General features: G+C 68.7%; 15 protein-coding genes, 1 tRNA gene and 1 pseudogene. 8 read left to right on the top strand and 9 right to left on the bottom strand.

Translation table 11 applies throughout. From position 1 onward, the window contains the following. Positions 1–74: 74 nt before the first annotated feature. Entirely contained in the window at positions 75–1,484 is a 1,410-nt protein-coding gene (locus ACSYGO_RS16555; protein ID WP_426675618.1) for a coiled-coil domain-containing protein, read from the bottom strand. A 75-nt stretch (positions 1,485–1,559) separates the two neighbouring features. Continuing rightward, on the bottom strand, positions 1,560–2,336 hold the full coding sequence (locus ACSYGO_RS16550; RefSeq protein WP_460386961.1) for a DUF4097 family beta strand repeat-containing protein: 777 nt from the start codon (positions 2,334–2,336) through the stop codon (positions 1,560–1,562). A 219-nt stretch (positions 2,337–2,555) separates the two neighbouring features. Here ACSYGO_RS16550 and ACSYGO_RS16545 point away from each other — a divergent pair. The 3 genes and pseudogenes from ACSYGO_RS16545 to ACSYGO_RS16535 all read left to right on the top strand — a co-directional run bounded on the left by ACSYGO_RS16545 (position 2,556) and on the right by ACSYGO_RS16535 (position 3,258). Then, positions 2,556–2,630 (top strand) — tRNA-Val (locus tag ACSYGO_RS16545). A 203-nt stretch (positions 2,631–2,833) separates the two neighbouring features. After that, a pseudogene (locus tag ACSYGO_RS16540) lies at positions 2,834–2,983 on the top strand (NUDIX hydrolase); the annotation flags it as partial. Next, on the top strand, positions 2,980–3,258 hold the full coding sequence (locus tag ACSYGO_RS16535; RefSeq protein WP_460386959.1) for a hypothetical protein: 279 nt from the start codon (positions 2,980–2,982) through the stop codon (positions 3,256–3,258). The pseudogene ACSYGO_RS16540 and the gene ACSYGO_RS16535, both read left to right, overlap by 4 nt. 113 nt (positions 3,259–3,371) lie before the next feature. On the opposite strand, the gene ACSYGO_RS16530 is transcribed toward ACSYGO_RS16535, so the two are convergent. Together ACSYGO_RS16530 and ACSYGO_RS16525 are read right to left on the bottom strand one after the other, a co-directional pair. Continuing rightward, positions 3,372–3,899 (bottom strand): hypothetical protein, encoded by a 528-nt coding sequence (locus ACSYGO_RS16530; RefSeq protein ID WP_460386958.1) that lies wholly within the window; start codon positions 3,897–3,899, stop codon positions 3,372–3,374. Positions 3,900–4,396: 497 nt separating this feature from the next. Further along, a complete protein-coding gene (locus tag ACSYGO_RS16525; RefSeq protein WP_432175335.1) occupies positions 4,397–4,795 on the bottom strand; it encodes a heavy metal-responsive transcriptional regulator in 399 nt (132 codons plus the stop codon). 75 nt (positions 4,796–4,870) lie between these two features. Between ACSYGO_RS16525 and ACSYGO_RS16520 the strand changes: the two genes are divergently transcribed. Next, positions 4,871–5,824, top strand: a complete 954-nt coding sequence (locus ACSYGO_RS16520; protein WP_426675621.1) for an alkylmercury lyase family protein — start codon at positions 4,871–4,873, stop codon at positions 5,822–5,824. A gap of 378 nt (positions 5,825–6,202) precedes the next feature. On the opposite strand, the gene ACSYGO_RS16515 is transcribed toward ACSYGO_RS16520, so the two are convergent. The 3 genes from ACSYGO_RS16515 to ACSYGO_RS16505 all read right to left on the bottom strand — a co-directional run bounded on the left by ACSYGO_RS16515 (position 6,203) and on the right by ACSYGO_RS16505 (position 9,014). Beyond that, positions 6,203–7,168, bottom strand: a complete 966-nt coding sequence (locus ACSYGO_RS16515; protein ID WP_460386956.1) for a nuclease-related domain-containing protein — start codon at positions 7,166–7,168, stop codon at positions 6,203–6,205. 348 nt (positions 7,169–7,516) lie between these two features. After that, positions 7,517–7,954, bottom strand: a complete 438-nt coding sequence (locus ACSYGO_RS16510; RefSeq protein ID WP_460386955.1) for a hypothetical protein — start codon at positions 7,952–7,954, stop codon at positions 7,517–7,519. A gap of 634 nt (positions 7,955–8,588) precedes the next feature. Then, positions 8,589–9,014 (bottom strand): hypothetical protein, encoded by a 426-nt coding sequence (locus ACSYGO_RS16505; protein ID WP_426675624.1) that lies wholly within the window; start codon positions 9,012–9,014, stop codon positions 8,589–8,591. A gap of 414 nt (positions 9,015–9,428) precedes the next feature. Here ACSYGO_RS16505 and ACSYGO_RS16500 point away from each other — a divergent pair, with 414 nt between their 5' ends. Then, positions 9,429–9,833, top strand: coding sequence for a GIY-YIG nuclease family protein (locus tag ACSYGO_RS16500; RefSeq protein ID WP_460386954.1), 405 nt, complete (start codon positions 9,429–9,431; stop codon positions 9,831–9,833). Positions 9,834–9,975: 142 nt separating this feature from the next. Here the strand turns inward: ACSYGO_RS16500 and ACSYGO_RS16495 are convergent, their stop codons facing one another. Next, positions 9,976–10,365 carry a hypothetical protein gene (locus ACSYGO_RS16495; protein ID WP_460386953.1) on the bottom strand — a complete coding sequence of 130 codons (390 nt, stop codon included), beginning with the start codon at positions 10,363–10,365 and terminating at the stop codon, positions 9,976–9,978. Between the two features lie 733 nt (positions 10,366–11,098). On the opposite strand from ACSYGO_RS16495, the gene ACSYGO_RS16490 reads away from it, so the two are divergent. Then, on the top strand, positions 11,099–11,896 hold the full coding sequence (locus ACSYGO_RS16490) for a maleylpyruvate isomerase family mycothiol-dependent enzyme (protein WP_460386952.1): 798 nt from the start codon (positions 11,099–11,101) through the stop codon (positions 11,894–11,896). Positions 11,897–12,110: 214 nt separating this feature from the next. Further along, the gene (locus tag ACSYGO_RS16485; RefSeq protein WP_426675628.1) at positions 12,111–12,287 is read left to right on the top strand and encodes a hypothetical protein; all 177 of its coding nucleotides are present in this window, start codon (positions 12,111–12,113) and stop codon (positions 12,285–12,287) included. A 246-nt stretch (positions 12,288–12,533) separates the two neighbouring features. On the opposite strand, the gene ACSYGO_RS16480 is transcribed toward ACSYGO_RS16485, so the two are convergent. Continuing rightward, entirely contained in the window at positions 12,534–13,004 is a 471-nt protein-coding gene (locus ACSYGO_RS16480; RefSeq protein ID WP_426675629.1) for a VOC family protein, read from the bottom strand. A 412-nt stretch (positions 13,005–13,416) separates the two neighbouring features. Between ACSYGO_RS16480 and ACSYGO_RS16475 the strand changes: the two genes are divergently transcribed. Beyond that, positions 13,417–14,475, top strand: coding sequence for a zinc-dependent alcohol dehydrogenase family protein (locus ACSYGO_RS16475; RefSeq protein WP_435228995.1), 1,059 nt, complete (start codon positions 13,417–13,419; stop codon positions 14,473–14,475). Positions 14,476–14,493 lie beyond the last annotated feature (18 nt).

Genomic DNA, 14,493 nt, shown 5'->3' with positions numbered 1-14,493 from the left:
GGTATCGCCCACACCTCCCGGGGCACCGCCGACCTCGGCCGATAGCACGGCGCACGAGGCCGGAACCCTGTCGATCAGGCGCCCGCGCCCCGCTCCTCGCGGATCTGGGAGACCACCCGCGCCACCGTCTGCCGCACGGCCTCCGTCTCCGTCAGGAAGTGCCAGTAGTCGGGGTGGCGGCCCTCCAGCGTCCCGACGGCACGGTCCAGCCGGGCGACCGAGTCGTCGAGCGGGCGGGCGTGCCGAGGATCCGGCGTGCTGCGGCCCGCCATGGCGAGCCGCTGGGCGTCACGGATGGCGAAGCGTGTGCGGTCGATCTCCTGCTGCGGGTCCTTGGCGACCGCGTTCAGCCGTTGCAGCCGGTCACCGGCCGCGGACACGGCTTCATCCGTGTTGTTCAGCAGCGCACGCACCGTGGAGAGCAGTGAGGTGGCGTCCGGCCAGCGCTGCTCGTCCCGCGCGGCCCGCGCCTCCTTCAGCTTGAGCTCGGCCTGCCGCACGCTCTCCGCGGCCTGCTCCGGTACGTGCTGGAGGTCCTGCCAGCAGGCGGCCGAGAAGCGGCGCCTGAGCTCGCTCAGCACCGGCTCCACCTGCCCGGACCGGGTGGTCAGCGCCTGCGCGCGGGTCCGCAGCGAGACGAGCCGGTGATCGATCTCGGCGGCCCGCTCGGGCAGCCGCTCCGCCTCCGCGCGCACCGCCCCGGCCTCCCGCGAGACCCGCTCGGCCCGCTCCAGCGTCTCGGGCACGCCGTGCCGTCCGGCCCCTTGGTTGAGCTTGGTCAGTTCGGGTCCGAGCGCGGCGAGCCGGGCGGCGAGGTCGTCGGCCCTGAGCCCCGAGCCCCGTACGGCGTCCAGCGCGTTCGACGCGGCGAGCAGGGCCTGCCGGGCCCGCTCGACGGCCGGGGCCAGCCGGGCGAGCTGGGTCTCGGCCTTGCCGAGCAGCGGACCGAGCCCCTGCTCGAAGCGCTCCAGGTCGGACTTGACCCGGCCCAGCTCGTCCTTGGCGGCGGTCAGCTCCGTGCGGGCCCGTACGGCGGCCGAGGCCTCCAGGTCGTCCCGGTCGAGGTCGTGGGCGTCCACGGCGGTGATGTACCGATGGCTGGCCTCGTCGATCCGCCGGCCCAGCGCCTCGAAGTCGGTGACCGCGCGGCGCGCGGCGGGGGAGTCGTCGACGGCCGTGATGGTCTCGATGGAGATGCGCAGATCGCGCTGGGCGGTGTCGAGTTCGTAGAACGCGGCGGCGGCGGCGTCCTTGGCGGCCTGCGCCTCGGCCCGCTGGCTCTCGGCACGTCCGCCGAACCACCGCCGGGTACCGCCGCCCGCGAAGGCGGCGGGCAGCGCGAGAACGGCCAGCAGAGGAAGGGCGATGAGGGCGAGCGTGTCGTGGGCGGGCCGACGACGTATCCGGGCCGGCCCCGGTGGGCGGTGTGCCGACCGTGTGCATGGCTCGAACGGCGAGTACGGCTGCGCAGGTGTCGCCGTCACATCCCTCTCCCGTGCTGTCATCCGCCTTGCCCGGCTGTCATTCTCCCACCGGTTGAAGACGAACACACGGGCCGGTCAGTTCGCGGTTCGCACCGTGATCTTTCCGTCGCCGGTGTGGGCGGTGACGACGTGGGAGCTGCTGTCGGCGCGGGGCACGGACACCCGTACCGATCCGTCGCCGCTCCCGGTGTCCACGCGGTACGTCGCCCTGGGCAGCGCGATCGAGACGGAGCCGTCCTGGCTGCGGGACTCCACCAGGTCAGGCACGGCGGCGAGTTCGAGCCGCACCGAGCCGTCCTGGGTGCGGGCCCGCACCTGCCGCGAGCCGACGCCGAGCGCGTGGATCGAGCCGTCGGCGCTGCGCAGGTCCAGCGGCCCCGAGGAGTCGGAGACCCGGACGGAACCGTCCGACGTACGAATGGTCAGCGGCTCCTCGAAGCCGCGTGCCGTCACCCGCCCGTCGCCGTCGTCGACGGTGACCGCGACGCCGCGCGGCACCACGATCCGGTGCCGGGCCGAGCAGTCGGCGACCATGCCCGAGCACTTCATCCGCAGCACGAGCCGGTCGTCGTCCTTCATCGCCCAGGTGACCTCGGGGTCGCCGCCGACGACGACGTGACCCTGGAACCACCGGGTGACCTCGACCCGGCCGGCCTTCGCGGAGTCCGAGACCACGAGGTCGAGCGCGGAGTCGTCGGAGTCGACGGTGAGGGTCCGGCCGTGCAGGCCGAACGCGCGGTGCTCGGGTTCCTTGTCGTCCCCGGCGGACGCGCCACAAGCGGTGGCGGTCGCGACGAGGGCCGCCACGACCCCGGTGACGGCGGTCGCGCGGACGGCGACGGATCGGGCCATGGTGATCTCCCCCTGAGAAGAACGGCGACATGCGCCGGGCCTCTCGGGACGTATCTCCGACGCCCTTCGACCGTACGGACCGGGCCGGTCCCGGGGGCATCCGGACGGCTCCCGAATCCGAGGTGGGGATAACCCCCGCCCGCCTTGCGCTCCCCGGCGCCGCCCCGATACGGGTTTGCCGGGCACGCCCTTCGGCAATGTAGGCTGTCGACTCGTCCTGGGCGCGTAGCTCAGCGGTAGAGCGCCGCCCTTACAAGGCGGATGTCGGCGGTTCGAAACCGTCCGCGCCCACCAGTTCCAGGACACGAGAAAGGCCCAGGTTCGCGGGTGGGAGTCCGCAAGCCTGGGCCTTGATCATTCTCGGCCGCTCGGAGCCGTCGTGCCACTTACGTGCCAGATGGGCCGCGCGGAGGCCGCTTCACCTTCGTGATCTGGCCGTCCACGTAGTCGGCGATCTGGTGGTCGGGGCCGTTGACGAGGTGCTGATCGATCAGCGCGAATCGACTGCGGTTGACCGGCTCATGTCCGAAGAGGTCTCCGAGCGCATGTCCGAGGTCTTCGCGATCCGGCTCCTGGACGCCCTGGACGGCAACGGCCCTCACGTGCGGAGTCACGACGGCGGGCGCCTCATTGCCGGGAACATGTGAAGAACAGACTGCTGGTGGAGGACGCGGGCGACGCGGACGTCTGCCTGTTCATTGAGCCGTACGGCGAAGACTTCTGGATGAGGCCCGTAGACGCCTTCCGAGTGGTGCCGGTAGGTGACGGCACCGTGCAGTTCTCGGTGGTCATAGCGACCGGTCTGATCACGGCGTGGCCCTACGTGGACGGCGACCCCTACAAGGTGATCCTCGACTACGAGGTGGTCGACGCCAACGGCGAGACGCTGGAGTGCGGGCATCAGCGGCCTGGTGACGGCTGAGCCCTGAGGCCCTGACGAGTCTCGGTTGATGGTTGAAGGGTTGGCGTCGGGTGATGCTTGTCGTTTGCCATGACCGATCTCCTGCCAGACGACACACGAGATCACCCCATCAGTCACCACCCCTCTTCGGGGGGCCCGACAACGCGGGCGCTGACCTGTGCCGCCAGCCAAGCAGCTCGTGCATCGTGGCCGGGTCGTGCATGAATGAAGACGGTGTGCTCAGCTGCCCACTCGTCACAGTGGATCGTGCGGCTGTTGCACGCGACCTGCAACTCGGCGTACTTGTACTCCTCGTCCAGCCCAAGCTCGGCAACGGCCGGCCACTTCAGGTCGTGCCACAGGACGTAGCACCTGGTGATGTCTGCCCAGGTCCTCAGGGCGGTGCTTGCCTGCGCAAGATCCGACACACCTAGGCTCACGTTTGCGGGCAAGGCGGTACGCCCCTCCCCGTAAAACTCGACTGTCGCCCCAGGAAGCGTCTCTGTCAGACGCCGGAGCACGTCGTCATCGCGTGCCCAGGCGTCCAGATAGCAGCCGTCGGGCCTGTACCAGAACGCGATCGCGAGCAACTTCTCCGCGAGCGTCAACGCCTCGGCCAGATCTACGGTCCGTAGCACGGGCCACGCACAGGTGTTCCCCATAACGGCATCCTGCCAGAACGATCACATCGCCTGCCGAGAGATACGTCCGAGCCGACCAAGGCGACGTCAAGCATCGAGCGAAGTAGGACATGAGCCTTGAGGCCCTGCGGGGTAGAACTTTCTCTACTCATCAAGCACCCGTCGTCGCTTCGCTCCTCCGGGCGCGCGCGGGCGGCCGACGGCGCCCGCGCTCATGTCTCCGCCCCGCTCGGCACCGCCGCCCGCCCGCTCCCGCCCAAGAGGCAGGCAGACAGTGCATGAGGTCAGAACACGTCGCGGCTGGGGCGGTCGGCTCCGCCACTTTGGCCAGCCGCTTTGGCGCGAGCCTCGAAGACCATGGCCCCAACGTCGTACTTTAACGGGCAGGTCAACAGACTGCCCGACGCGCCGGAAGCTTACGGGGCCATGATCACTCGCGCCAAAGCAGCTCCCGGCCAAAGTCGCTATGCCGACCTGCGCCGCTGCCTCTCCGTTGCCACGAGCCGAGACCAGAAGACTCAACCAGCAGCGAGAATGCGGCAGATGTCGCTCTCGGCGCAGGTAGCGGGGTCGGTAGCGGAGGCGGTGCGGGTCAGCTCGCGCAGCATGGCGCGGGTCGCCGCCAGTTCGGCGATCCGGTGCTCGACGTCGGCGAGGTGTCGGCCGAGGAGTTCGGTGACGTGAGCGCAGGGCGGGTGGCCGCCGTCGCGGATGGCCAGGACGTCGCGGATCTCGGCGAGGCTGAGGCCAGCCGCCTGGGCGGAGCGGATGAAGCCGACGCGGGCCCGGGCGTGGTCCGGGTAGTCGCGGTAGCCGCCCGATGTGCGGGGCGGGTCCGCCAGCAGTCCGGCCTGCTCGTAGAAGCGCAGGGTCTTGGGTGTGGTGCCGGTGGCAGCGGCGAGGGCTCCGATGTGCATACCTCCACCGTAGGCCTTGACCTTCCAGTGCAGTGGAAGGTCTAGCGTGGGCCGCATGAGCTGGAGGCGCCGCTGATGCAGGTGGAGATGCTGACAGTCCCGGACTGCCCGAACGGCCCGGTGCTGCGGGAACGGCTGACGCTCGCCCTCGCGGGCCGCACGGACGTGGAGCTGGCCGAGCACGTGATCGACGACCAGGCGGAGGCGGAACAACGCGGTATGCACGGTTCCCCCACGCTGCTGGTCGATGGCCGCGACCCGTTCGCCGCCCCGGGCGCTGCGACCAGCTTGTCCTGCCGCCTCTACCGTGGCGTGGACGGCCGGGTGGGCGGAGCGCCCTCCGTCGAGGAGCTGCGGCAGGTACTCGGCACTCCTGACACAGGCGGCGCGGACCGGGCGGCCGGCCGAGCAGGGCGGGGACGTCTCGCCCCGATCGAGGGTGGTCTTCGCGCGGTGCAGCAGGCCGTCCTGCGCTCCTTCGCCACCACCGGTGCCCCGCCCGAACAGCCCGCGCTGGAAGCGGCGGCCGACCCCTTCGCCGTACCGGCCGCCCGGGTGCTCGCAGAACTGGCCGCCGAGGACTTCCTCACCTTGGACGACACCGGCCGAATCCAGGCCGCGTACCCGTTCTCTGTCACCGCCACCGAGCACGTCGTGCAGATCGGCGACGGCCCGACAGTGTGGTCGATGTGCGCGATCGACGCACTCGGCATCCCGGTCATGCTGGGTGCCGACGCCGTCATCACCTCCACCGACCCGGTCACCAACGACCCCGTCCGCGTGGAGTTCACGGGCGGAAGGGCCACCTGGCAGCCAGACACCGCGGTGGTCTACTACGGCGCCCGCCCCGGCACCGGCCCGGCCGCCGCCATGTGCTGCGGTTACCTGCGCTTCTTCACGGACCGCGCCACCGCCGAGCAGTGGACCGGGCAGCACGCCGACATCAGCGGCGCCGTCCTGGACCAGGCCGAGGCCGAACGCCTGGGCGCGGACATCTTTGGCCCCCTGCTGGCCGCACCCGCACAGTAAGCCGGACTCCGATGAACGCGCCGCAACGCCGTGATCCGACCGCCCGAGGAGGAGCGGCGGCGCTGCTCGCGGCCGTCACCGTCGTCGCCGTCGCAGTCATCCTCTGCTGCGCGGGTCCCGTCCTGATCGTCGCCCTGGCCTCGGGCGCGCTCGCCGCCTGGATCGGTAACTGGTGGGCGGTCACCGCAGCCGTGCTGTTGAACGCCGGGGTCGTGGCTTGGTGGCTCCGGCGCCGTCGGCGGTCCTGCCACCCACCTCGGCCCACGTCTTGCCGTAGGCGAACTGCGGGCCCGGGTGGCGTCCGGCTGGAGCACGGATGCAGCGCCTCGGCACGGCAAGGCGCGCGTTCGGAGAGGGACAGGAGATCGACGCTGTCTGTTACGTCTCCCCAGCACCCGAAGCCTGATCAGGTACCGGAGACGGGTCCGTGCGGAGCCAGGCGCGTTTGTGCCGGGCCACGGCGAACAGCGACTCGACCTGTTCCCGGGTGAGCCGACCGGTCAACGGCGCCAGAGCAGAGACCTCTCGTTCCTGGTAGGTCCGCACGGTGTGCTGCGTCGGTGCGCGGACCACCGAGGCGACATCGACGAAGGCGAGGACGGGCACTACATCAGGTGTGAAGCCGGCGTAACGTTCCAACACCCGTCGCACATAGGCGGCTTCGGCCTTGCTCACCGCAGGGTACGGGTGCGGGGAGCCGTTGACCTTGGCCACCTCGTCACCGACCCAGACCGAAGCACCGGGGTGCCGCTTCGTGTTGAAGACGAACACCCCGCCGGGACCGATCAGCAGGTGATCGATGTCCCCGCCATTGCCCTTGGGTATACCGTGCAGGACTCGCCAGCCATGAACGGTGAGACGTTCCAGCTCACGGCCCACCCTCTTTTCCCCTTCAAGGCCATCGAGCCACGATTCCCAGCCCGAGGGGCGCTTCAGCAGCTTGGACCAAGCCCGTGCGACAACCGACGGTCCACGGACAGCCATGTCGCTGAGAATTGCTGCACCGGGAGGGTTCTTCGCCAGGTCATCGGCAACGGTGAGTTCGGGCAGCGACAAAGGGCGCCGATCACGCCGGGGCTTCGCCGGGGGCGACGACTGCTGAGGCGGCTCGGCCGGCCGAGGCCGACGAGGAGGCGACGAGGCCGGGCGATCGGTGCGCACTGTCACCGGATCACCAAGCTGTCGGCGGAGTAAGGCAACAGCCTCATGCCGATGCTCAGCAACCGTGACGGTGATGACCTTGGAATCCCGGTCCGCCCACGCAACGGGCGTGCCGTCCGGCAGGTTCACGTAGAGCCTGTCCTTGCCGTGCCGCTTCCACGGATTCACCGTGAGGTCCGACATCGGCTCCGCCCCCCCAAGTGCGCCTTTGCCCCAGCACTCATGGCAGCAGCCGACGATGCCCCTGTACAAGGGCGCCATGCGGCCAAACTTTCCCTACTGCATCAAGTGCCCGCGCGAGCGCGGGCTGGCCCCTGGGGCCCGACCCCTCTGCGCCTTCGGCGCCGGGGCCGGGACCCTGGGGCCGCAGCAGGCTACGGCCCATGAAGTAGAGACCCGACACGGAGTGCTTCGGTCAGAACGTGCCTCCGGCAGGGGCGCTCAGGCTCCGAGATGGCGGGGGCGCCGTTCGCGAGTGCCGGCCGAGTGTGGCGTGCGCGGGGTGGGAGCTAGGGTGAGTGGTGGGTTGGTCTAGGAGCCAGACATCCCTCCACGACGCGCCCCCGCCGCAGTTGGCACGGTTACGCCAAGCTCATCACGAACAGCGGCTTGGAACCTGGATATCGGCTCCTTCATGGCCAAGACTGCCTGGAACGTAGCCTGTTGTGTGCCGCGAGTTGTGCCTAGAGAACCGGCCGCATCCAAGGCTGCCAGGAACATGGTCTCTGCAGAGGTGGGTACTGCCCCGCTGGAGAGAATGGAGATCTCGGCCGTCAGGTGCTCTGCCTCCTCAAGGAGCCCGAACGCCTGCTCTAGGGCTTCTTGGACAATCGCTAGCTGAAGGGCATCGAAGACCGTGGGATCGTCAGATTCTTCAGGGACAGCGCTGTCCGGAACGGTCATCAGTGCCGTGTGGCCAGCCTGCCGAAGTCGCGAGTATTCGTCCTCGCTGGGGAGATTGGCACTCACGCCCAGAGAATGCGTTCTGACTCCTTGATTTTGTACAGCAACTCCTTCGCAACGCGGAACCGTTCCTCATGCCATCTACGTAGATCTTCAGCGGTTCTCCGTTCGCGCTCGGCCCTCTTCTGTAGGACCTGCTTCAAGATTGCTGCTGCGAGTGTTCCACCCGCCCCAAGAGCTGCGAGCGGGAGCTGCGTAGTCGATTCGCTCACTGGCGGAGGCTAACGCCGACAGCCGTCATCGGACCCCGTGTCGACCTTGCACATGCACCGACGCATCAAACCGTGGGGGCGAACGTGCCCCAGCTGTGCCCGATACACCGGGGATTCACGGAGAATAGCGGTCACCAACGGGCAGCATCCACGACTAAGGCCCCCGACCAAGTTTCCTGGTCAGGGGCCTTCAGCCTGCGCGGTGGGTGTGGGATTTGAACCCACGGTGACTCTCGCCACGACGGTTTTCAAGACCGGCAGGATGTCGACAGATCAATGCGGCTTGACCTGCGGAAGCACCCCTCCGACTGGGCGGCGTCTGCGTCCGGTTGGTCAGAGGTTGGCCGCGGCGCCACTGGGCTGGAGGGGGGCAACCCCGCCGACGGCCATTCCCACGGTGAAGGAACCGGACTATCCGCAGATCCGGGTCAGTTGTCGTTGAGGAAAGTGTGGTCCGATTGGTGCGCGCAGGGCGCATCATTGTTGTTGCATGTATAGACGTTGACATGGAATGTCTCGTTCTCCGGAAGGTTGTGGTAACCCCCGTCCGAAGCCCGCGCGGTGGCGCATGATCCATTGCCCCCGGACGTTGTGATCACGTAATACGTACCGGTGGACTGGTAGACCCATGCGTTGGCGTTGTATCCGTCCGCGGCCGTGTCGCAGACCGAGACGATGTCGCCGTACTCTTCGACGTAGACCGTGCCGCCGTAAGGAGAGGCGTCCGTTGTGTGCCATGTGTGATCCCAGGTGATGCCGGGATCTACCGACGCTGATGCGGGGGTCGCGGTGGCGAGCGACCCGCCGGTGACGAGGCAGGCAGCTACGGCAAACGCCGCGGTTTTTCCACGCACTTGACTTCCTCCCTGTGCTCGCTCGGACAGCCCGGCGAGTGCTGGGACTATACATGACAAGAACAATTGTGCACCCGCATCAGGTCGTAGATCGCGGTGCTCGCTGCGGCAACAGCTTGGTGAAAGAGGCGCCGTCAGGACGAGTGCAGACCGTGACGGATCCGCCGATCACTCCTGCCTGACGGTCTATCAGGACCAGCAGACGGGCGATCTGGAAGGCGCCGCAGTTCAGCAAGTCCTCACGCGGCGTGCGGCAAGCGCACCGAAGCGACGTATCTCTCTCAATGGGGCTCTGGCGTCGAGGGGCTTCATCCGCCATCGTGTTGAGCACTCTCCGGGCCGTCTCCGGGCCGTCCGAGAGTGCTCGAGGACGACCGACGCTGACAACCGTCGACAGGTCACAGCGTTGATCGGTTGCAGGGGTGCAGGTCAGAGATTTGGCCCCGCACTCCTTCGGCTACTGGCCAGAACCTGCGTAAGCGCGTCCGGTATCACTACCGGGGTAACGCGGCCGAATCGACGCTTCGTCTCACAGTCGGTTGCCTGCTCGGGATCGAGCTGCGTCGCGTAGGTAGGAGCGGGACGCGCATGACCTTCGGCAAGGCCGGGGAAGCCGCCCTCAGCCAGTGGATGGCAGAGAACGCCAGGGTGTGCTGGATCGAGCACGACGAACCGTGGGCCTTGGAGTCGGAGCTCATCTCTCAACTCGACTTGCCGCTGAACCTCGACCAGAACCGTCACAACCCGTTCCACGGCCGACTCAAGGAACTGAGATCTCAAGTGCGGCAGCGTGCACGAGAGTTGGCCGTCAGAGCATAGGCCGTCTGTCGGTCTGACATCACCAACTGACTGTGAGGATGGCGATGGCACACCGCGGAGGCTGGCGCCGGATGTGCGAGCGACCAGCGAGCCTCGTTCCGGCAGGCCGCACCGAGCTGCGAGCGAACTTACAAGGCGTGTGTCAGCCCGTGTGATCCGAACGGCCGGAGGTCACGTAGTCGTAGTACTCGTCGCCGACGAAACCGAGATTGACCCAGCGGTCGGCGATCGCGCCGAACTCCCGCTCGGCCAGGCTGATGGCTTCCTCCGGAGTCGCCACGGTGGCGATCTTCTTGCCCCATGTCTCGTCGTCCGGATCGAGCGGCAGTTGGTCGGTGATGTCACGGAAGGTGTCGGAGGGGATGTCCTCCACCTCCTGCAGATAGACCCCGACGCCAGCACGGCCAGGGCTGAGCGCGATCCAACGAACGCCACGCCGGCCGCCCCGCTCCACCGGGCCGAGGAACTGCTCGATCTCCTTGCCGCGACGCAACGCTCCCAGCGCGAACATAGGCGTGAGATGCCGTACCAACGCGCCTCCTTTCTCACTGCCAGCCGACGCCGCAAGGTCTTCGGAGCCGCACCAGAGATCAGGTATCACCCTCACAGGCCTGAGGGCCAGGTGCCGACACGCGCTCGCGCGTGCCACAACCGTGCCACATCGGGCGGTCAGCCACGGTCACCGATGGGTCGTCGCGGTCGCGATGACTGGCTCGGCTGACCACTCTCCGAAGCCGCTATGACCCGCGCATCCTCGATGACCCTGACCACCAGGCTTACAAGGCGGATGTCGGCGGTTCGAAACCGTCCGTGCCCACCAGTTCCAGGACACGAGAAAGGCTCAGGTCCGTGGGTGGGAGTCCGCGGGGCGGGGCCGTGGTCTTTCTGCCATCCCGACCACCTTCGACCCAGGCAGAGCCGAGTAGACGCGGCCCAGGGCGTCCAGGTCGTTCGTGCGGTGGCGCGCTCCACCTTGACGCCCTGAACCACGCCCGCTCCACGGTGTGGGGCGAAGGCGGACGGGATGGCAGCAGGGGCAGTTGTGGTTCCTGTGGGAGCCAGACCCGCGAGTCCATCGGAAACCTCAAATCCGGCACGGTCAGAGCCGCCAATGAGGCCTTGCCGGCGCGGCGTTGCGTGATTCACTGATCGTTTCAGAATGTGGCACGGCGGCATCCGAGGGCGCCCGGCCCGTGCCGCGCGCTCGCCGCCTCGGCTGTGAAAATCGCTGTCCGATTGTCGGAACGCGGTGATAGAGAGGCCATGTGACAACGACACTTGCGTTCCCCGTTCTGCTGCGACTGATCGACGAACGGTCGAGCGCCTTCCGCGCCGCGGTCGCCTCCGCGCCCAGCCTCGACGTACAGGTGCCGACCTGCCCCGAGTGGACGCTGTTCGATCTGGCGGAGCACATCGGCGAGGGGCGCCGCTCCTGGGCCGCCACCGTCGCCGCAGGGCCTGCTCCGGCCAAGTCCGCAGCGGAGGGCGCCCCGGCTGCGCCTCGGGAGCGAGAGGCCCTGCCGGCCTGGTTGGCGGAGTCCACGGAGCAACTGCTGGACGCACTGCGGGAGGCCGGCCCGGATCGCGGTTGCTGGACGTGGTGGGGTGCGTCCCAGTCGCCGCAGACCTGTGGCGCCGTCGCCCGGCACCAGCTCCAGCAGATGGCGGTGCACACCTACGACGCCCAGGTCACTGTGGGTGCCCCGGAGCCGCTGCCGGTTGAGGTGGCACTCGACGGTGTCGAGGAGTTCCTGTTCACCTGCGTCGCGACGACGAGTGCCTGGCCGCACAAGCCCACCGCCTTCGACTTCCACGCCACCGAGGGCCACTCCTGGCGCCTCACGCTCGACGGCGACGGCGCACGCTCCATCCGTATCTCCGCGCCCGGCACGACGCCTGTCGCCGCTGCCGACGAGGGCCCGAACGCGGCTGGCGTCTCCGTTCACGGCACGGCCAATGAGCTGGTTCTCTTCGTGTACGACCGTATCCCGGCGGACTCCCTGCAGATCGAGGGAGACGCAGGTTTGTTCGACCTGCTCCGCGCGTGGGACCCGGAGGAGTAGGACGGGTGCAACAAGCACGAACCGCAGCGGTCAGCGCCGGACCCCGTGAACGATCGGCCAGGGCGCAAGGGCCCTTGGCCGACGTCGACAGACCCCTGTGATCGACCTGATAAGGATGAGGCCCCGGATACAAGGCCCCGTGACCTCGCGCCCGGATCAGGTGACAACCGTAGGATCCCGCACCACAGTGCGGATCACTATCGCGAGGGGGACCATGGCGGACTACGAAACACACGCGAACAAGGCCCAAGAGCTCCTGGATGAAGTCTCCCTCAAGGACTTCAAGCGCTCAGAAACACTCGCCATCGCCGGTGCCCAGGTGCAGGCAATCCTCGCCCTGGCTGCAGCCATCGACCGTCAGAGCCGCAGCGACGGGGGCGGTGCCAGGTGAGCGTCTGACTGCGTGGCAGACAAGACGTACGGCGGCAACCTCCAGGCCGTTCGAGAGCCCCCGGCCGATCATGGCCGGGGGTCTTTCTCGTCCGGATCCGACATCAGCGCCGGGGCTGCTCGCGCTGAAGGCGCCGCGTGAGGAGCCGGTCCATGGGGCTGACCGCCTCGCGCCGCGTGGTCCGGACGACGTGGGCATGGTCGTTCAGCGTGACGGCCTGAAGGGGCACACGCGGAACGCGGTGGGTCAGGCCGGGCCGTCGGCGTCCTGCGTGGAGGCCGCGAACGACTCGGGGCCCTGCGCGGCTGCCGCCGGGTCCATCCACATGACCTGCCAGCCGTGCCCGTCGAGGTCGAAGAAGCTGCGTGAGTACATGAAGCCGTAGTCCTCGGCGCCGTCCGCCTCGGTGCCGCCCGCCGCGAGCGCGGCGGCGCTGACCGAGTCGACCTCGTCGCGGGACGACACGCTGAAGCAGTACAGCGCCAGCGTGTGCGTGGTGGGATCGGCCATCGGCAGTTTCGAGAACTCCGCGAACTTCTCGCGGGTCAGCAGCATGACGAAGGCGTGCTCGCCGACCAGCATGCAGGCGGAGGTCTCGTCGGTGAACATCGGGTTGAAGCTGAACCCGAGCTCGGCGAAGAACGCCTTGCTGCGCTCGAGGTCCGCCACGGGGATGTTCACGAACAGCATGCGGCCGGGGTGTGCGGGGTTGGTCATGGTGGGGCTCCAGTCGGTGGCTCGATGGCGTACGTCCTGGTAGACCGGCCCAGGCGGCGGAACTCATCGGTGGGTGTCGGCGGTTCCAGACCGTCCGCCGTCCCGCAGCTCCAGGACACGCGAAAGGCCCAGGTCCATGGGTGGGAGTCCGTGAGCCGGGGCCTTGATCCTTCTCGGCCGCTCGGGGCTGCCGTGCCGCGCAGGGGCCGGACGGGTCGTCGGCGGCTGGATTGCAGAGCCTGCCGGTGGCGCTTAGCGTGATGTCGGGGACTCCAGAGGCTCCCGGGTGCGGTGCACGCGGGGTGGACTCGGCAGGGCATGCGCCCGGGGTCCGGCCCGTCGAGGTGATCGCTCGCCGCAGCGCGGAGGTCATCGGGCGCCGAGAGACGAAAGGCCTCCCATGCCGCAGACCATGCGTGCGCTCGTAGCCGGAGAGGTCGGGGAGCCGGCCGAGGTCCTGCGGCTGGAAACCCGGCCTGTGCCCACGCCGGAAGCCGGTCAGGCGTTGATCCGTGTGAAGGCGACTCCGATTCACGCCAGCGATCTGCACGTGCTGCGCGGCCGCTACGGTTTCTCCGCTCAATTCCCCGCTGTCGGGGGCAACATGGAGTGCGTCGGCCGCATCGAGGCCCTGGGCCCGGACACCGAGGGGCTGAACGTCGGCGACCGCGTGGTGAACGCCGCCATTCCGGCGGTACCCGGCCCCCACGTGGCCGGCACCTGGCAGGAATACCTTGTCGCAGATGTGCGAAGGCTCCTGCCGGTGCCTGATCACCTGAGCGACTCCGACGCCTGCCAGCTCGCCGTCAACCCGTTGACCGCTCTGCTCCTGGTGACACGCGAACTCGGCGTACAGCCGGGGGAATGGCTGTTGCAGACGGCCGCGGGCTCCACCGTCGGCCGGCTCGTCATCCAGCTGGCCGGGCATCTGGGCATTCCCACGATCAATGTCGTGCGGCGGCGCGATGCCGTCGAGGAGATCAGAGCGCTGGGCGGAGACGAGGTCATCTGCACGGCGGACGAGGACCTGGCGCAGCGTGTGGCCGAGATCGCGGGAGCGGCGGGCGTGCGCAAGGCCGTCGACTGTGTCGCGGGACCCGTGGGCGCCCAGGTGTCCCAGGCATTGGCCCCGGGAGGAGAGGTCGTGGTCTACGGTGCGCTCTCCACCCATCGGCAGACCGACCCGGCGGCGCTGACGATCCCGCTGCAGGCACGCTCGGTCATCTACGAGACCAAGGCGGTTCGAGGCTTTTGGCTGAACCGCTGGTTCGGCACCGCCTCACCCGAGGATGCCCTGGACGCACTGGCCGAGGTCCGCGCGCTCGTCACTGACGGTGTGCTGAGCATCCCCGCGGGTCGGCCGTTCCCGCTCGAACGCTTCACCGAAGCCATCTCGCTCGCCGAAACACCCGCACGTGGTGCCAAGCCGCTCTTCGTCTTCGAAGACGACAGGGACGGCGACGACAGGTAGGGCGCGACCCGGCCGGTG

The organism is Streptomyces krungchingensis (assembly GCF_054729265.1).
This window is presented reverse-complemented; position numbering and strand designations above follow the sequence as displayed.